Source organism: Olivibacter sp. SA151 (assembly GCF_054130995.1).
The window spans coordinates 1,336,733-1,355,819 of the sequence record NZ_CP096391.1; the positions used below are offsets into that span (position 1 = coordinate 1,336,733).

General features: G+C 41.0%; 12 protein-coding genes. 7 read left to right on the top strand and 5 right to left on the bottom strand.

From position 1 onward, the window contains the following. Positions 1–64 precede the first annotated feature (64 nt). Positions 65–1,234, bottom strand: a complete 1,170-nt coding sequence (locus tag M1D52_RS05155) for an MFS transporter (protein WP_130857987.1) — start codon at positions 1,232–1,234, stop codon at positions 65–67. Between the two features lie 94 nt (positions 1,235–1,328). Then, a complete protein-coding gene (locus M1D52_RS05160; protein ID WP_437394437.1) occupies positions 1,329–2,777 on the bottom strand; it encodes an alanine/glycine:cation symporter family protein in 1,449 nt (482 codons plus the stop codon). Between the two features lie 372 nt (positions 2,778–3,149). Between M1D52_RS05160 and M1D52_RS05165 the strand changes: the two genes are divergently transcribed. Both M1D52_RS05165 and M1D52_RS05170 read left to right on the top strand, forming a co-directional pair. Continuing rightward, on the top strand, positions 3,150–6,761 hold the full coding sequence (locus tag M1D52_RS05165; RefSeq protein WP_437394436.1) for a PAS domain-containing hybrid sensor histidine kinase/response regulator: 3,612 nt from the start codon (positions 3,150–3,152) through the stop codon (positions 6,759–6,761). Between the two features lie 164 nt (positions 6,762–6,925). Continuing rightward, positions 6,926–8,554, top strand: a complete 1,629-nt coding sequence (locus tag M1D52_RS05170; RefSeq protein ID WP_437394435.1) for a carboxylesterase/lipase family protein — start codon at positions 6,926–6,928, stop codon at positions 8,552–8,554. 60 nt (positions 8,555–8,614) lie between these two features. On the opposite strand, the gene M1D52_RS05175 is transcribed toward M1D52_RS05170, so the two are convergent. From M1D52_RS05175 to M1D52_RS05185, 3 genes are all read right to left on the bottom strand, one after another. Further along, a complete protein-coding gene (locus M1D52_RS05175) occupies positions 8,615–9,172 on the bottom strand; it encodes an NADPH-dependent FMN reductase (protein ID WP_130857991.1) in 558 nt (185 codons plus the stop codon). A 2-nt stretch (positions 9,173–9,174) separates the two neighbouring features. Continuing rightward, a complete protein-coding gene (locus tag M1D52_RS05180) occupies positions 9,175–9,687 on the bottom strand; it encodes a DUF2480 family protein (RefSeq protein WP_013663516.1) in 513 nt (170 codons plus the stop codon). A gap of 446 nt (positions 9,688–10,133) precedes the next feature. Further along, entirely contained in the window at positions 10,134–11,153 is a 1,020-nt protein-coding gene (locus tag M1D52_RS05185; RefSeq protein ID WP_130857992.1) for a LacI family DNA-binding transcriptional regulator, read from the bottom strand. Between the two features lie 335 nt (positions 11,154–11,488). Between M1D52_RS05185 and M1D52_RS05190 the strand changes: the two genes are divergently transcribed. The 5 genes from M1D52_RS05190 to M1D52_RS05210 all read left to right on the top strand — a co-directional run bounded on the left by M1D52_RS05190 (position 11,489) and on the right by M1D52_RS05210 (position 19,064). Continuing rightward, complete coding sequence (locus M1D52_RS05190; protein ID WP_130857993.1) at positions 11,489–12,373, top strand: inositol oxygenase family protein; 885 nt, start codon at positions 11,489–11,491, stop codon at positions 12,371–12,373. Positions 12,374–12,579: 206 nt separating this feature from the next. Continuing rightward, on the top strand, positions 12,580–14,271 hold the full coding sequence (locus M1D52_RS05195; protein ID WP_013663513.1) for a sodium:solute symporter family transporter: 1,692 nt from the start codon (positions 12,580–12,582) through the stop codon (positions 14,269–14,271). Positions 14,272–14,412: 141 nt separating this feature from the next. Beyond that, the gene (locus tag M1D52_RS05200; protein WP_013663512.1) at positions 14,413–14,937 is read left to right on the top strand and encodes an RNA polymerase sigma factor; all 525 of its coding nucleotides are present in this window, start codon (positions 14,413–14,415) and stop codon (positions 14,935–14,937) included. Between the two features lie 89 nt (positions 14,938–15,026). Then, positions 15,027–16,064, top strand: coding sequence for a FecR family protein (locus M1D52_RS05205; protein WP_437365435.1), 1,038 nt, complete (start codon positions 15,027–15,029; stop codon positions 16,062–16,064). A gap of 33 nt (positions 16,065–16,097) precedes the next feature. Beyond that, entirely contained in the window at positions 16,098–19,064 is a 2,967-nt protein-coding gene (locus M1D52_RS05210) for a SusC/RagA family TonB-linked outer membrane protein (protein ID WP_437394433.1), read from the top strand. Positions 19,065–19,087: the final 23 nt, after the last annotated feature.

The window sequence follows — 19,087 nt, forward strand, 5'->3', positions numbered from 1 at the left end:
ACGAAATTGAATTGTACAATGACATTATCTTTTGCTTACCATACGCTCGGTTGAAGACCGGCCATCAATGAGCCTCTTGTCTTTGATTATAACGCCGTTTAACTAGATACAGCAAGGCAAGGCCGGCTATTCCCGCTGCTAAGAAGATTAAGCGAGGGATCATCGTTAATCGATCTTGATAAAACCAACCGGAGCAGAGAGCTCCGATGCCAATCCCTACTTCGAGCGCTATATACATGGTTGCCATGGCTTTTCCTCGATGAGCCGGGTTGCTTAAATCCACTGTCCATGCATTGGTTGCCGGTGATAACAAACCGGTTGCAATACCGTAGATAAACGAACCGATCAATAAGCCCGGTACCGATTGAAATGAACCTATGATGGATAAGGAAATAATAAGAACGATAAGGCCAATCGTAATAATCGTTGTTCTGCCATATCTGTCAGATGTTTTTCCCGCTACGAAGCGAATCAGTAAAGAAGAAACGGTAAAGACCATAAAGAACAACCCCTTATTTTTTAAGCCGATATACTCGCTCCAGTCCGGAATCAACGTAAGTATAGTGCCATAAGCAAAATAGGATAGCAAGGTCACAAAAGCTGCTGGAAACACACGTAAATCGATGATGTCGTTTTTTGTGATCTTAATTGATTGCGAGGAGAAGCGTTGTTTTTTTGCTAATGTCTCTTTCAAATTAAGTAAGATGCCAATGGAAAGAAAGGCCAGGAGAGAGGAGCAGTAAAAAAGCGTGTCTATTGAATAACTCGCTGTAATGGCGCTGCCGATAGCAGGACCAATGGCCATACCCGTACTAAAAAATAACCCGTGAATACCAAGAGCCTCTCCCCATCGCGAAGAAGGAGCGATGTCGGCTACATAGGCTGCTGTAGCGGTTGGCTTAAAGCCCGTGGAAAAGCCATGCAATAAGCGTAGGAATAAAAAACCGGAAACACTGCTCAAGATAGGGTAAAGAAATCCACATATAAAGCAAACGCTTGAGCCTACCGCCATAACGGGCACGCGTCCTATTGTATCAGTGAGTTTACCACTAAAGGGTCTTGAAATCCCTGCCGTTAACGTAAATAATGCTATAATTAATCCTTTATATTCTGCTCCTCCTATACTGCTTAAGTACGATGGTAGTTCGGGTATCAGCATGTTGAAACTCGCCGAAAACAAAAGTGAGCTTGAACAAAGCAACCAGAAATTTAGCGTGTATAGCTTTTGCTCCATTAATTGATATACCGTTTGTGTTCGATAAGTGAAGGTTGCAAAGATACATATCCTAGCGCTTAAGGAACAAAACAAGTGCTATTCGTAACAATTGCTATTTGGATTCATGTCCCTGATTCCTCGACATCCAAAAATCAACACGATCAATTCCCAGCTTCTCCGGGTCAAATATGGGTTCCTTCGTTCTCTTCCGCTGCTCCTCGTAATCTTTCAACAATTTGAGTGCAGGTTTGCGTAATAAAAGGATCGCTATAATATTTAACCAAGCCATCAGTCCTACGCCGATATCGCCTAAAGTCCAGGCCAATTTAGCAGTTTTTATCGATCCGTAGTAGGTTGCTGCTAAAAATAGGACCCGCAATAGCATAAGCATCCATTTTTTTTCAGTTCTTTTAAGCAGGTAACTGAGGTTTGTTTCAGCGATATAATAATAAGCCATGATCGTTGTGAAGGCAAAAAACAAAAGAGAGACAGCGACAAATCCTGAACCCATAGACGGGAAGTGGGCATTAATCGCCTGTTGTGTAAAGGCAGGACCTTCTTCAACGCCTGGTAGATTTTCGACTAGGAAGCCTCCCGACGGACTCTTTACATTGTATTTTCCTGTGAAGAGAATCATGAATGCTGTAGCTGTGCAAACGAACAAAGTATCAACATACACAGAAAAAGCTTGCACCAAACCTTGTGTAGCGGGGTGCTTCGTTTCAGCAGCTGCTGCAGCATGAGGAGCCGTGCCTTGGCCAGCTTCGTTGGAATAAATCCCTCGCTTTACACCCCAGGCAACCGCCATGCCAAATATGCCGCTGAAAGCTTGCTCTGTCCCGAATGCAGAACGGATGATAAGCATAAACATATCCGGTACCTGCTTGATATGTAATGCTATAATAATTACGGCCATTAAAATATATGCGCCTGCCATAAAAGGTACTACGAACTCAGCTACTTTTCCAATGCGTTTAACGCCGCCGAATATAATGAGTGCTAATAACGATACAACAATCAACCCGGTAAGGTATTGAGGTATTTCAAAAGCGTGGAACGCACTCACGACGATACTGTTGCTCTGTACACCGGGAAGAAAAAGCGCTGTGCTGAAAATGGTAGCAATAGCGAAGAGTATGGCATACCATTTTATGCCCAAACCCTTTTCAATATAGTAGGCCGGGCCACCGCGATATTGCCCATCGATTTCACGTTTGTAAAGTTGACCGAGGGTAGCTTCTATATAGGCAGAAGCAGAGCCTAAAAAAGCGATAGCCCACATCCAAAAAATAGCTCCCGGACCACCCATGGCAATAGCTGTAGCTACACCTGCAATATTACCTGTACCAACTCTCCCCGATAGTGCAATGGCAAAAGCTTGAAATGAACTAACTCCTTGATCGGAAGATTTACTGCCAAATAATAAACGCAACATTTCTTTGATCGATCTTAGTTGGACTAACCGCGTGCTGAAAGAAAAGTAGATTCCAGCTCCCAAGCACAGTACAATTAGAGCGTCACTCCAGATGATATTATTGATGTAATTGGCAATTTCCTCCATTTTATTATGCGTAAAGGTTAAGTAATTCTGTGAAAGCTGTAATGATAGAAAAAAAATGATACAATTAGTAATCTTTCTCTCTAAAATGTCGTTTGTTTAAAAAAAAATCAGAATAGCCGTGCTTTATCTCAAGAAATAAAATGATTCATCAGTTGTATAGCTCAAATTTATAACAGTCAATCGGCTTAGTCTTTAGATCGTTTTAAACATCGAACTAAAAATAGGTGTAAACCATTCTTTTTCTCTAGGAAAGTACTAGCTAGAGAAACAACAGAAATCAAAAAAGTATCAAATAAATTTGACACGATGAAAATGTGATGAATTGTATTATCTTTAATAGAAAAACATACGGATTATTTGCAGCGCCAATTTATGAAAGGTTTTTTTGAGCAGTTGAAAACTAATTTAGGTTTGCGGGAAATCTTTCTTTCCAAGGAGCAAATGCTGACAGGTTTGGTGGATCTGTGCATGTTGCTGACAACGACCTACTTTGTTATATTCAGTTTATTGAGGAGCGTGCTGCTGGTCAGTTTTTTGGCTGTATTCTTAGTGTTTATCACTTGCTTTAGATGGTTAATACGGAAACGAAAGATTCGGATACAGTATGCAATTCATTTTTTGATTTTTATTATTACTTTTTGTCTGCTTGTTCCGTTAATGTATTTTACCGGCGGATTAAACTCCCCAATCACGTCTTGGCTTGCCCTACCTCCCTTGATATTTGTACTATTATTCGGAAATAGGAAAAATACACGTTGGTGGTTCGGTGTAATCCTTTTCATTCTAACTATTTTTACGCTTCTTTCTCAAAGTGAGTATGTTTTTCCAAATCTTATTGCACCGCATTTGCGCGATATACATTTATTTGTATCTACTGTCGGAGTGATCATCTGTATTTTCTTTATTGCTGTCATTGCCGAGCATTGGAAAAGAAATTTATTGAGCTCACTTGATCGTACAAAGAGAATGCTGGAAAAATCAAATGAAGCCGCTCGGATTGGTCAATGGGACATCAACTTCGGAGAAAATAGTATTCACTTGAGCAAATTTGCAGGAGAAATTTTTGGTTTAAAAGAGAATGAACTGTCTGTCAATGCGTTTTGTGGCCTAATAAAGGAGAAGGAACGTTTTCAATATCTTCTTGAGAAGCTCAAACAATCAAATCGCGATCAAGAGGGACGTATGGATGAGGTATTCTCCATTCTTTCATCCCGTCGATTGGAAGGATGGATCCGCTTCATTGGAATTCCGCTGTACAAGGGAGGGCAATGTATTGGTGCCTATGGATTAATACAAGATATTCATGAGCAAAAAAATACAGAATACAATCTGATAAAAGAGCGGCAACGCTTGAAGTACGTCTTGCAGGGTGCTAACCTAGGTACTTGGGAGTGGAATGTTCAGACAGACGAGATTTTATTTAATGAGCAATGGGCGGCGTTTTTAGGGTATGAGCTGATGGAGGTGCAGCCAATAACAGGGAGTGCCTTTCAGCGTTTTATTTATCCCGAGGATTTTGATAAGGCGAAGAATGCTATGGAGTCGTATTTTTCGGGAGAAACGGACATCTATCAGTGCGAAATGCGTATGATACATAAAGCGGGACATACGGTTTGGATGCTCGTGCAGGGAAAGATCTTGTCGTGGGATGATAAGGGCGCTCCGTTATGGATGTATGGTACGCATTTGGAAAACACCAAAGAAAAGCAATTACAAGAAAATTTGCGACGGAGCGAAAGTTATGCGCATTCACTGATAACCAGCATTCCGGATTTATTGTTTGTCTTAAGTAGGGATGGTGAATTTTTGGATTATAAATCGCATGAAAAGGATTTATATACCAAACCAAATCTGTTTCTCGGTAAAAACTTTAAAGATATTTTTCCTGCAAAACTGGGGCTATTAATCGAAGAAAAGATTGAACAGTCTATTCGTACTGATTCATTGGTCGAATTTACTTATAGCTTAATCTTGCATGAGCAGGAAAAGTATTATCGTGCACGCGTGGTCCCCTTCGAAGGAGATAAGATCATCGTTTTATGTAGAGATGATACGGTAAATTTCATTGCAGAAAGGGAACTGCGGGCGTTAAATGCAAAATTTAAGAGCATTGTCGATAATAGTCCTATTGGAATTGCGCTTGTTGAATATCAGACCGGTATTTTTCAGGAAGTGAATCCGGCAATTCCGATGTTTACCGGATATACGAGAGACGAGTTACTTCGGTTATCTTTTTCGGATATCACACCTAGAGCCTATCACGAAGCAGATAAGCTACAACTTAAGCAACTCCACAAGAACGGACGCTTTGATAACTATGAAAAGGAGTATCTTCGAAAGGATGGAAAGCGGGTTTGGGTTTCTGTTACCGGTGTCGCATTTACAGACGTAAACGGAGAAAAGAAAATCCTTACGATCGTTCAGGATATTTCTCAACAAAAAGAGCAGCAAAGGGCATTGAAGGCGGCCAAAGAGCAGGCGGAGATCGCAAACAATGCTAAGTCTGAATTTTTGGCTAACATGAGCCATGAGATGCGAACACCATTGAATGCAATTATTGGCTTTACCGACTTGTTATTAAAGAGTCCTTTGGGTGAAGCACAAAAAGAATATATGCGAGCGGTGTTTCAGTCCGGACAATCTTTGCTCGATTTGATAAATGATCTCCTGGACCTTTCTAAAATTGAGTCGGGAAAGCTTGATTTAGTGCTCGAATCGGTCGATCTCATTAAGCTGGCAAAGCAGGTTGTTGAAATATTAAAATATCAAGCAAATAAAAAGGGACTCGACTTTAATCTGATATTATCTCCCGAGCTACCCCCGTTGGTTTTGTCCGATGGTCAACGGTTGCGTCAAGTGCTCTTTAATCTATTGAGCAATGCACTGAAATTTACGGAAAGAGGAAGTGTTGACTTGGATATTCAAGTAGAACAACATCTTTCAGCGAAAGAAGTGATTATCCGTTTTTCCGTTACCGATACGGGAATAGGAATAGCGGAAGAGAACCGTGAGAAAATATTTGAAGCCTTTGTGCAGGAAAATTCATCCATTATTAAACGATTTGGTGGAACTGGCCTAGGATTAACCATCTCCAACAGGATACTTTCCTTAATGGGAAGCCAACTGAAATTGAGAAGTGAAACCGGAACCGGTAGTACTTTCTATTTCGATTTGTTGTTGACCTTGGTAGACACTGACCAGCCTTCGGAAGCTGAAAGGTCTTCTTTCACCGCGTCGGACAGCCAGTTGTTATGCGATGTTACCATTTTATTGGTTGAAGACAATTCAACTAACATGCTTTTGCTAAAGTCTTATTTTAATAATATTATTCCGCACGCAAAACTTTTAGAGGCCGGTGATGGGCAGAAAGCTTTGGAGTTGTTTAAAAAGTTTAAACCGCATCTTGTCATCACCGATTTGCAAATGCCTAAGATGAATGGTTTTGATCTGACCACGGGCATACGATCATTAAATGAAGGAAGGGAGGTGCCCATTATTGCCTTAACTGCCGGTATTTTAAACGGCGAAAAGGAAAAATGTTTAGCTATCGGAATGAATGACTATTTAAGTAAACCTGTTTTGCAAGATACCCTCCGAAGCATTGTAGAAAGGTGGCTGACAGAGGAACAAAAACAACTGATAACGTGTGTTGAGCAGAAGCCGGAAAACCTCGCGAATCTTGGCGAGCGTTTGTCGAAAGTATTAAATGTAAAAATAGAAGACGCTGTTGAAATCATCGAAGTCGCGAAACAGGCGCTTCGAGAATCTATAGTGGAGGTAGACTCCTTTTATAATCAGGCCGATATTAATGCAATAAAGCATACTGCGCATAAAATTCGAGCTACAGCACTTATGTTGGGCTTTTCCGCAATGCATAAAATTGCGTATGAAATAGAAACGGGCGACTTAACATTGCAGCAAATTCAAACAATGATTAACAAGCTAAAGCAAGAAATTCACTATGTATTGAGCTACCTTTTATAAGAACTTTTATTTATGGTTTCGAGCAAAGCTTAGACTAGGAGTATGGACGATTAGGGGTTAGCTGTTAGGTACATTAAGCTTGAAGGGCTGGTAGCTGCGATTTTTCGTTTGAGCTTTAGCATATATTAACTAAATTGCACTCCTACAAACTGATCAATATTGCCATGAAGCTTTTAGCATTTACTTTTATGTTAATTTTCAGTATCGCCGGTGTGCTTGTCGAAGATAGATTGAATGCACAAGAGTTGCAAGTCAGCACTAGAGACGGTGTGTTGGAAGGCGTTAATGAGTCGGGAGTTTATGTTTTCAAAGGGATTCCTTTTGCAGCCCCTCCCATAGGTCCTTTACGTTGGCGTGAACCACAGCCCGTGAAAAAATGGCAAGGTGTAAGGAAAGCCGATAAATTCGGCCCACGTGCCATGCAACGCCCAATATTCGGTGACATGAATTTCCGATCAAATGGCATGAGTGAGGACTGTCTTTACTTAAATGTATGGACGCCTACGAAAACTTTTCAGGAGAAACTGCCGGTATTGGTATATTTCTATGGCGGCGGATTGATGGCAGGCGATGGTTCAGAACCGCGGTATGACGGGGAAAGCATGGCTCGGCAAGGTATTGTGGCAGTCACTGTTAATTATCGTTTAAATATATTCGGGTTCTTTTCCCATCCTGAGCTAAGTAAAGAGTCTCCTTTTAAGGCTTCAGGAAATTACGGTTTACTGGACCAATATGCGGCCTTAAAATGGGTACAAGCGAATATAGCTGCTTTTGGCGGCGATCCGAATAAGGTAACGATCGCGGGTGAGTCCGCAGGGTCTTTTTCAGTCAGTGCTCAAATGGCTTCACCTTTATCAAAAGGGCTCTTTCGAGCAGCAATCGGTGAAAGCGGTTCGCTGCTTGGCAACCGACCTTTACCCACTCTAGCTGAATCTGAAAAGAAAGGTATAGCCTTTGCATCAGCAATAGGCGCTCCGTCATTAGAGGCTTTACGAGCACTTTCGGCGGATAAGCTATTAGAAGCGACTGCTCGTCCGGATGCAAATTTTGGTGTGAACATCGATGGTTATTTATTCCAAAAAAATCCGGCGGATGTTTTCAAGGACGGAGAACAGGCTAAGGTGCCTCTATTAGTGGGATGGAATTCGGAAGAAATGAACTATCGGGCCTTGCTAGGGAGTTTGCAGCCAACTAAGGAGAACTTCACAAAAGTTGTTAGAGAGCGATTCGGAGAAGATGCCGAAGCCTTGCTTGCTGTTTATAAGATAGATACGGATGAGGATGTAGAGCGGGTAGCAACTGATTTTGCGGGCGATCAATTTATTGCCTACGGCACTTGGCGTTGGTCAGATTTACACAGCCAAACAGGAGAAAACCCGGTATATCGCTATCTTTATGCAAGACCCAGGCCGGCAATGCGCGCGGAAATGGGCGACGCGGTAGCTGGTTTGGCCGGCGGGGTGATAAAAGGGGGAGAGGCAAAAAAACAGCGGATACCACTGTCAAAAGGAGCGGTGCATTCTGCTGAAATAGAATACGCACTAGGCAATTTGCCAACCAATAGGGTTTACGACTGGCAAGCCGACGATTATAAAGTATCAGCGGTATTGCAGGCTTATTTTGCTAATTTTATTAAATCCGGCGATCCAAATGGTTTAGGGGTGCCTGCCTGGCCGGCTATCCAGCAGGGCAACGCTGCAACCATTATGCACGTCGATACGGTTTCCGAAGCGATAAAAGAAAAACACCGAGATCGTTACTTACTGTTGGAAAAATTGGCTACTATGAAATAGTATTTTAACGAGTTTATGCGAGATCCACTAACGTATTTGCATGTCGTGATCTCCCGCCACTTACGGGCGGGCAGAAATACTATGTGACGATTCCAATAATAAGCGGCTCATCAGATTAAATTTTTCTTTATATAGCGGGTGTAAGTTTCCATCAGTATGGAAAAGATCGTTTCGTACAACGGGGATCGTATAGGGCAGTGTCCAAGCGCGAAGCGACTTGGCAACTGCATCCATCGCATTAATACCCTGCATGGCGTGGCCACCGCTAGCCCAGCATACCAGTCCGACTGTTTTGTTGGTGAGATATGGTGGATTTGCTTTACTGCTTATTTCCAGCCAATCCAAGCAATTTTTCATAATACCGGTCATACCGCCATGATATAAAGGAGTCAGCCAAATATGGGCATCGGCCTCCGTGAAAATACCTGTCATGATTTTCACCGATTGTGGTATGTTGACAAGACTGAGATCAAAAAAAGGAATGCCGGCATCAGCAAGATTAAATTCCGTGACCACAGCTCCTGCATCCGTTAGCCGGTTGTGAAAGTAATTACTGATGGTTTTGGAAGTACCCGTGTTCCGTTTTTCCAGGGCTCCGTTAAATATTAACACATTCATGTTTAATCAATTTGTTTGAATACAACTTTGGGCATGCCGATTTCACCATACATTAAAGCTTTAACACGGTAAGTAAGCAAAATGTTGGTGGCACCAATATAAATAGCTTCCGGAATTTGGGGATTGGCTTTTAAAACTACTTTTTGACCCCTGAGATATTCAAAATCATTCTTCTTTATTTCTTCTATCCATAAATCCATCAGGTACTCACGTTGATGTTTGCAGGAAATGAGATCGGTGAAACTGCTCAGCTTAGCGGCTATATACATGTAAACCCATTGTGGGATAATTGCGTCAATAGCACAGAACAGAGATACCGCTGTACCCTTATAAACCGACCAGTCAACACGTTCCATGTTTTCCTTAAACTCTTTTTCTTTAAGAATTAAGCCTTTATAAAGGTAAGGAGCTAGATCAAAATCTTTGAATTTGACGGTCGGTTTATAGTCCATTAAATTCATTGATTTAATATCCAATGTTTGTATTTTATTGGCTACATTCTCTATGCTGTTCATAAATCTTACAATTATTTCATATTGGCATACATGATTTGCAACGTAACCCAATAAAAGTAAAAAGCATTATTTTCTATCGTCTTCATGGCGTACCAGTTTATTTGAGAACACCCTCTTTAATAAGGGTATTTACCGCAAAGTTAAGTTCTCAAAGCAATAAACAAAGTGATTTCTTTGTTTATTGCTTTGGGATGACGTAGCTATCACTGCTCTATTAACCGTTACAAGAAAGATCAAATAACTTTAGATTACGCCTAAGTGGTTCGTTACGGTTTTAAAAAATCAGCGCATCCGATGGGCAGATACGCTGAGCTAACCAATTATAAAACCTAATATATATGAGAAGAGAAGACAAATTGAATACGGAACAAATATATAAAAAGTCTACTAAAATAGTATACTTTTTTTTAAAAAAAATTATCCCTCCTGTGAATGCTGAATTCCAGCTACAAAAACAACTTGGAAGAAGTTCGGATTTCCAAGATAGAAGGTAGCACTATTTTGGACTCGTCCTGATCGATAGGCTTTCCTTTTAATGCCTTCAATAGCAATTCCGCAGCTACTTTTCCCATTTCAAAAGCGGGTTGAGTAATGGTCGTGATGGCCGGATTAAGGATGCTTGCATGCATCAAATTAGAAAAGGCGGCTACTTTTATATCGTTGGGAATAACTAGGTTGCGTTCAGCGCAGGCCAAATAAGTAGGGAGAATGAGTTTTTCAACAGAGGCAATAATAGCGTCAGGACGACTCTCTGCCTGTAGCAGTTGATGGATGGCTTTTCGGTTTTCCTCATCTTGATTTGTACATATTAAGAGATTTTTGTCTTGTAGACTAAGGGCGTATTGATGAAGCGCGCTTTTATAGCCATTCATGCGTTGCGTGCTAATATTCAGTGACTCAGAGAAAAGAAGAAAGGCGATGTTTTTACAATCCTGTTCTATTAAATGTGCTGTTAATTTATAACTTGCTTCAAAATCATTCGTGATAATTTGTCCATCACCAACGCCCTCTAAAACACGGTCAAAAAATACTACGGGAATGCCCGCTTGTTTGAGTTTGTTTACAGCGGTCACATCCTGACTTTGACTCGTTACTGAAATAAGAATACCATCGACACGCCCGTTTAAAAGCTCTTTTAAAATGAGATTTTCTTTTTCAACTTGTTCGTGGGTTAAATAAACCAGTACATGAAAGCCTTCCTTTTGGGCTACTGTCTCTACACCATTAATAGCTTGTGCGAAATAACTATCGGCCACTTCGGGGATAACAACAGCAATAGTTTTACTTTTTTTGCCCCGTAAGCTACTGGCGTGGGCATTCGGAATATAATTCCACTCGCGAGCTAGTTTTAAAACCCGTTGTTTTGTTTCCTCACTGATGTCATAGCTATCGCGAAGTGCTTTAGAAACCGTTGCAGTTGATAATTTCAGTTCCCTTGCCAGTTCCTTCATCCCGATGGTTGCCATATCTATGCTTTATATAATTGGTTTTACGTAAACGATTAAGTAAATATATCTAATCAAAAGCGATTTATCCTAAAGGAAATATTGCAAATTTGGGTAAACGATGCTTCGTTGAGTAGTTTAATAGCAAAATAGTTGAGATATAAAGTTGCTCTTTGGTAAGGACTTTGCTTAATATCAACGACAATGGCTAATAGTCAATAACCAACAACGAATAACCAATAACAAGCAACTAATAACTAACAACTAACAACTAACAACTAACAACTAATAACTAACAACTAATAACTAACAACTAATAACGAGTAACCAATAACAAACAGCTAACAACTAATATTATGAACAATCAAACGAATTCAATGGTTAATCATAACCCACTTACAGATTTAGAACATTGGGAGGATGATCTGCTGCGTCGTTACCCCGATCCCGACACGATCGCTACGGCAAAGACAAAAGAGGAATATCGAAATTACGAAGAACCGGCTCGCGATAGTGTGAAAGAATTTTATCGGTTAAATCATACGTATCAAACTTTTGAGTTTGTTGAAAACAAAAAGAAGGAATTCTTGCAATTCAACAAAAAGGAGATGCCGATATGGGAAGCCTTTGATTTCTTAAATCAATTGGTAGACGATTCAGATCCCGATACCGATTTGGATCAGTTTCAACATCTGTTGCAGACTTCGGAAGCGATCCGAGCAGATGGCCATCCCGATTGGATGGTGCTAACGGGGCTCTTTCACGATTTGGGAAAAGTACTCTGTCTATTCGGCGAGCCACAATGGGCTGTTGTCGGTGATACATTTCCGGTAGGTTGCGCTTTTTCGGATAAAATTGTCTATTCGGAGTTTTTTAAATATAACCCCGATTCTCAAAACGAGACGTTTAATACCAAATATGGTATTTACGAACCCAATTGTGGGTTAGATCAGGTGCAACTCTCCTGGGGACATGACGAATACATCTATCAGATGATGAAAGACTATTTGCCCGAAAGCGCTTTGTACATGTTACGTTATCATTCATTCTATGCACAGCATCGAGAGCATGCCTATGATCACTTGCTGAATAAACATGATCAGGAGATGTTCTATTGGGTTAACTTATTTAATCCGTACGATTTATATTCCAAAAGTCCGGTACCCCCTAATTGGAAGGAACTAAAACCCTATTATGAAGACCTGGTAGCCAAGTATTTGCCGCCAAAGCTGAAGTTATAAATTAGCTGTTGTGCGATAATTATGGCAGCGCCATCATTGTAATATCAATCCAATTTCTATATGTTTGTCTTTGACAATAGTGAAGAGACAAAAATGACCGTCCCTCATCCTGTCCAATGCCCCTCTAAACAACGGGCATTGGATAGGATGAGGGAAAGAAATTGAACCTCTTAGAACTTATTCATCCAAATTATTTAACGCTATCCATGCCAAATCAACTCATTTTTTGGGATTATCTCGTATTTGCTTTCTACTTGGTAATAATTGTTTCATACGGATATTGGATTTATAAGAAAAAGAAGAAAAACGAAGCAAATAGTACCAAAAATTTCTTTTTGGCAGAAGGATCACTTACATGGTGGGCCATTGGCGCATCCATCATTGCTTCCAATATTTCAGCCGAACAGTTTATAGGAATGAGTGGTGACGGTTTCTTTGCCGGTATTGCCGTAGCTATCTATGAATGGTTGGGGGCGGCCGTATTAATATTGGTAGCGATCTTTTTAATGCCTGTTTATATCAAGAACAGGATTTATACCATGCCCCAGTTTTTAACGATGCGCTACAATGAGCAAGTAGCGCTTATTATGTCGATTTTCTGGCTATTTCTTTATGTGTTTGTTAACCTAACTTCCATCCTGTACTTAGGTGCGCTAGCGATCAATGGACTGTTGGGCGGTGCTTATTTTCACGAAATTATGATGGTGTTAGCTTTGTTTGCCATTTTCATCACCCTAGGAGGCATGAAGGTGATCGGCTATACCGACGCGATACAGGTTGCCGTGCTAATAATAGGAGGCTTAGCAACCACCTATATGGCTTTAACCATTGTAAGCCAGAATTTCGGATTGGGAAAAAACGCCTTCGCTGGATTTAATGTCTTGCTGCAGCAGGCTCCGGATCATTTCCATTTAATGTTTAAAAAACCTACCGCCGGGGCCCCACAAGAGTATGTTGACAAATATTTAATCCTACCGGCATTTGGTATGTATGCAGCGGGTCAGTGGATCAGTAACTTAAACTATTGGGGTTGCAATCAGTATATTACGCAACGAGCCTTAGGGGCAGATCTAAAAACCGCGCGAACGGGAATCTTATTTGCCAGTTTGCTTAAAATTTTAATGCCGGTTATTGTTATGTTGCCTGGAATCATTGCTTATGTATTATACAAAAATGGCATGCTGCCTGCTATGGAAGGACAGAATAAAGATGCTGCCTATGCGTCTATATTGACATTTCTGCCTGCCGGGCTAAAGGGGCTGGCGGTGGCGGCCTTAACCGCTGCTATTGTAGCTTCATTGGCGGGAAAGGCTAATAGCATATCCACCATATTTACCATGGACGTATATAAGAAGTATTTGAATAAACGTGCTGACGAAGAGCGTATGGTGAGAACGGGTCGTATTGCTGTCGTTGTTGCGATGCTTTTAAGTATTGCGTTTACTTGGAATGATCTGTTAGGTATAAGTGGAGAGGGTGGCTATACTTTTGTGCAAAAATATTCAAGCTTTATCAGTCCCGGTGTGTTGGCCACCTTTTTGTTGGGTATGTTTTGGAAGCGTACCAGTGGCGCGGCCGCTGTAGTCGGTATATTAACCGGTTTTGCTGCTTCTATTTTCTTTAACCAATTGGCGGTACCCCTGCTAGGACCTGAAACATGGTTATATTCAGCTTTTAAAAACTCCGAAGGCGTGTATGAGATACCCTTTTTTATATGTTTAGGTTGGTCTTTCTTTACGACGGTACTTGTCATGATAGGTGTAAGTTTAGCCGGCCCGAAAATCAGTCCAAAAGCCTTTTCACTTGACAAAGCGATGTTTAAGCTGGAGCCGTCTACTATTATTTTAAGTATTACTACTATTTTATTACTATCCGTCATTTACGCTAGATTTTGGTAAATATATACAGAGCTTGCTAAGCCGTTTTTATCATATACAATTTTTAAGAAGCACCACCAATTATAAACCGAACGATGCCTTTAATGAAAGCTTAACATATAATAAGGGTTGAGCTAAAAGTGGCATTTTAATTTTGAGGCCATGCAGTTAACGGAAGAGCTAAAGCAAGGCGACTGGACCGCCTTTAATGCTGTTTATAAGCAATACCATCAACAGCTTTATTTCTTCATTAAAAAAAAGACGAATTCGGACTTTCTGGCGGAGGAAGTCGTGCAGCTTACTTTTATTAAGCTCTGGCAATGCCGTACAGCTGTTAATGGTCATATAGATCTTTCGTTGCAGTTGTTTCATATGGCCCGTCAAGTTATGATTGATGAGCTACGCAAGGAAGCAACGCGCACTAAGCATGAAGGGGTTTGCGCAGCTACGCCCTTTACCGATAACCTCGTCCAAGCAATAGAAGCTAAAGATTTAATCCGGCTTTTTGATAACCAGCTGTCCGATATGCCACAGATTCGTCGACTTATATTTAACCTAAGCCGAGAGAAGGGGTTGAGTCATAAAGAAATCGCCGAAATGATGGGCATTTCTATGAAAACCGTAGAAGGGCATATTACAAAAGTATTGAATCGGTTAAAGCAATATATGTATACCCTGTTCCTTTGATTTACCTGAATTGAAATAGCTGTTCATACTAATGTTAAATAATTGTTAAGTATCAAGGGACTCCCTTCCGGCAAACGTATTGTTTGTATATGAAGGGAAAACAAGATATCAGACGATCTATATGGCGTTGGCCAACACGTTCGATAAAAAGATACTTTACCGAACGAGAATGGGAGACCTTCCGGTCACCGGAGGAACTTGGACAAGAGAAGTCAGATCAGCTATTTGCTTCTATATCCAACAGATTGCAAAAACATGATTCGTCTCGTGTCAATAAGCGCCTACAGGTGTATTGGCCGGGTATATATGCGGCCGCAGCTACTTTCTTGCTTTTGCTAACGGTGATTGTTCTTTGGCGATCCTATATATCGTCGACTACCGAAAAAAAACAGAAACCGCAGGTAGCATCGCTCAACACTGTACCGCAATGGAAAATTTATAACAATACAACAAAAAAGGCGGTCCGTGTGCGCTTACCGGATTCTTCATGGATGGTATTATATGCACATAGTTCCGCAAAGCATTTAGAGAAATTTAATGACGGAGAAAGAGCGTTATTTCTAAGTGGTAAGGCCTTTTTTGAAGTCGCAAAAGATGAACAGAAACCTTTCCGTGTTTACGCAGGAGGATTGAAAACAACCGTACTGGGTACTTCGTTTACCATTAACACGTTGGGCAAAGGAGAAAACACCTATGTGAAACTGCATACGGGCAAAATTCAAATAGAGCCTTTGCAATTATCAAAAAACTTTCGGAAGAAAATTTTATTACCTGGTCAACATTTCACCTTTAACCGCTTGAGACAACGAGAAATTCCGGTTACGCTTGTTTCTAAGCGGAATAAGGACAATGAAATGCGTTCTTTCGAGAAAAGCGGCTTTACGCTCCATTTCAATAAGATGCAATTGAATGAAGTGCTGCAAGTGTTGGCTGAAAATTATCAAGTGGAGATCGTACTTGAGCCGAAGCTTAAAATTGAACATATAAGCTATACCGGCGAAATTAATATGCAGCTCGAACCGATTGATAATGTGTTGGCAAATATTTGTTTGTTAAACGGACTAACACTAGAACCAAATCAGGGCAACAGATTTACTATCCATAAAGGGAAAACACAAATACCATAACCATATCAAACACTTAATTAAATTAATTTCAAAATGAATGTATTAAAGCAACTAAAAACAAGCATTTTGCTGATTACCTGTGTGCTTTGTCAGCATGTTTATGCGCGGCAGGGGCAACCCATGGTATCAGGTATCGTGCAGGACGTGCTGGGCCAACCGCTTATTGGGGTAAGCGTGAAGGCCATTAATCAAAGTAGTGGAAAGAGTTTTCAAGCGAGCACATCTGAGAAAGGACTATTTCAATTCATGCAGATGCCGCTTGGAGGTCCTTATGACTTTGTCTTTAGCTATATAGGCTATCAATCGGACACACTGCGGAATTATCAGCTGAGTGCAGGAAAACAGGTAACATTAAGTGTTAAACTGCAAGAAGAAGCAACAGGTTTAGGTGAGGTCGTTATTGTTGGGTATGGTACAAGTAGCAAGCGCGAAATTACCGGGTCAATTACCTCGGTAAGTAGCGAAGAGTTCAACGCCGGGGTTTTTAGTACGCCCGGGCAGTTATTACAAGGTAAAGTTGCGGGCTTAAACATCACCCGAAGTGGTAATCCAAATGAAAAACCCGCGGTAATTCTTCGAGGCCCTACTACTTTGCGCGCAGGGTCGCAAGAGCCTTTTTATGTAATTGATGGGGTGCCGGGTGCTTCCATTGATTTGGTAGCGCCGGATGATATCGAAAGCATTGACGTATTGAAGGATGCGGCTTCCACAGCCATTTACGGCTCTCGGGCAGCTAATGGTGTAATTATGGTTACCACTAAGAAAGCTAAGGCGGGTGCCACCCGGCTTTCTTATAGTACCTATGTGGCAGCCGAGCAGATTTCCAACACCATTGACATGTTAAGTGGTGAAGATTTGCGTGCCTACCTTGGTGAAAATGGTAAAACGGCTGCCCAAGATGATGGGAGCAATACGGATTGGCAAGAAGAGGTAAGCCGCACAGGTATTTCCCATAATCACAATCTGTCGTTTAGTGGAAGTGGTCAAAACTCTTCCTATGGTGCCAGCGTAAATTACTTAAATAATCAAGGGGTTATTAAAGGCACTTCCATGGAACGATTTATTGTGCGAGGTTATATGGAACAACACGCTTTTAACGATCGCTTAAAGCTCAACTTAAATATTACCAATAGTAACACAGATAGTAAGTTGGTGCCCAATGAGGTATACAGCAATATGCTGACCTATTTGCCAACAGTTGCTGTAAAACAACCGGATGGCTCTTATACCGAAGACTTTTCAGTAACTCGCGGCTATTTGAATCCTGTTTCGTTGATTGACAATAACGATATCCGTCAAAAAACAAAGGTGTTTTTAGCCAGCGGTGGTGCGAGAGTAACTATTCTCGAAGGATTCGATTTTACCACCAATGTGTCTTATCAAGATGAACGGATTGACAGCAATGTCTATTATAACCGATTTTCAGGATTAGCGCAGAATCTAAACGGACGCGTTATCCGAAATACCGTTAGTAATACAAAAAAAATCCTGGAGTCGTTCTTTAATTACAATCGTAGCTTCGGTGAGCATGGCGTAAAACTGTTAGCTGGTTATTCTTGGCAAGAGGATCGTTTAGGAGATGGTTTTCAAACTACTAACCAGGGATTTGTGACGGATGGTTTGTCTTATAACAACCCGGGTTTGGGCGATTCAAACGAAATACCGGTCGATTATGGTACCAAGCGAATTCAGACATTAAGACTCATTTCTTTTTACGGTAGGGCAAACTACCAATATAAAGGCCGGTATCTATTACAAGCCAGCTTAAGAAGAGATGGATCATCCGCCTTTGGCGAAAACAATAAATGGGGTTTGTTTCCAGCGGTATCCTTAGGGTGGTTAATTGATCAGGAGGCGTTTATGCAAGCATTACCGGTTGTCAGTAGCCTGAAATTACGTGCCGGTTACGGCGTTTCCGGCAATTCACAAGGATTCAACGTGTTTACATCCAGATTCCTTTATGCAGGTACAGGGCGTTTTTATTATAACGGTCGCTTCGTTAATGCGATTGGACCTTTCCAAAATGAAAACCCCGATTTAAAGTGGGAACGAACAGCTACACTTAATATCGGGTTGGATTTTGGTTTGTTTAACAATAAACTTTCCGGTTCGGTGGATGTTTATGACAAGCGTACCTCCGATTTGCTATGGACTTATCCCGTATCAGCTACGCAATATTTTGTACCTGAATTGACAGCTAATGCCGGTGAAATGTCCAATAAAGGAATCGAGCTCGCTTTGCAGGCTACTCCGGTTAACCGAAATGGTTTTAGCTGGACAACAGCTATTAATCTGGCGCATAACCGCAATAAAATGACATCACTGAGCAATGATAATTTTGAATTGCCGCTGATACAAACCGCTTACTTAGGAGGTAGAGGACAATCGGGGAATGCTTCGCAGCGTGTACAAGAAGGTTATGCATTGGGTTCCATCTATACATGGCGTTATGCCGGAAAGAACGCCGAGGGTGTATCGCAGTTCTATGATAAAGATGGGAACTTAACAACTGCACCAACGTCAAACGACTTTTATTATATCGGTAATGCGCAACCTAAACTGATTTATGGTTGGAACAATACCTTTAAGTATAAGAGTTTTGACTTAAATTTCTTTCTCCGCGGAGTTACCGGTAATAAAATTATCAATGCAACCCTAGCCGATATGAATGCGCCTAATAATGCTACGCAAACGAATATACCACAGTTTACCTTAGATGAGCAGGAGCCTATTAATGATAACAATGCCTATTTGCTGTCGGATCGTTTTGTTGAGAGCGGGAGTTATCTGCGTTTAGATAACGCGACCTTAGGTTATAACTTTAAGAAGGACAAAAGTATGATTCGAATATATGTGGGTGCTAATAACTTGTTTGTTATTACAAATTATCGAGGAATTGACCCTGAGATTAGCATGGGTGGGATAGAGCCGGGAATTGATAATCGCAATTATTACCCCAAAACTCGCTCCTTCATGTTGGGTTTAAACGTGAATTTTTAATGGAATTTAATGTTCAATAAAGT

Bases quoted from the DNA above. Each gene is read 5' to 3' on its own strand.
- M1D52_RS05155 (WP_130857987.1), bottom strand. From the start codon at position 1,234: ATGGAGCAAAAGCTATACACGCTAAATTTCTGGTTGCTTTGTTCAAGC.
- M1D52_RS05160 (WP_437394437.1), bottom strand. From the start codon at position 2,777: ATGGAGGAAATTGCCAATTACATCAATAATATCATCTGGAGTGACGCT.
- M1D52_RS05165 (WP_437394436.1), top strand. From the start codon at position 3,150: ATGAAAGGTTTTTTTGAGCAGTTGAAAACTAATTTAGGTTTGCGGGAA.
- M1D52_RS05170 (WP_437394435.1), top strand. From the start codon at position 6,926: ATGAAGCTTTTAGCATTTACTTTTATGTTAATTTTCAGTATCGCCGGT.
- M1D52_RS05175 (WP_130857991.1), bottom strand. From the start codon at position 9,172: ATGAATGTGTTAATATTTAACGGAGCCCTGGAAAAACGGAACACGGGT.
- M1D52_RS05180 (WP_013663516.1), bottom strand. From the start codon at position 9,687: ATGAACAGCATAGAGAATGTAGCCAATAAAATACAAACATTGGATATT.
- M1D52_RS05185 (WP_130857992.1), bottom strand. From the start codon at position 11,153: ATGGCAACCATCGGGATGAAGGAACTGGCAAGGGAACTGAAATTATCA.
- M1D52_RS05190 (WP_130857993.1), top strand. From the start codon at position 11,489: ATGAACAATCAAACGAATTCAATGGTTAATCATAACCCACTTACAGAT.
- M1D52_RS05195 (WP_013663513.1), top strand. From the start codon at position 12,580: ATGCCAAATCAACTCATTTTTTGGGATTATCTCGTATTTGCTTTCTAC.
- M1D52_RS05200 (WP_013663512.1), top strand. From the start codon at position 14,413: ATGCAGTTAACGGAAGAGCTAAAGCAAGGCGACTGGACCGCCTTTAAT.
- M1D52_RS05205 (WP_437365435.1), top strand. From the start codon at position 15,027: ATGAAGGGAAAACAAGATATCAGACGATCTATATGGCGTTGGCCAACA.
- M1D52_RS05210 (WP_437394433.1), top strand. From the start codon at position 16,098: ATGAATGTATTAAAGCAACTAAAAACAAGCATTTTGCTGATTACCTGT.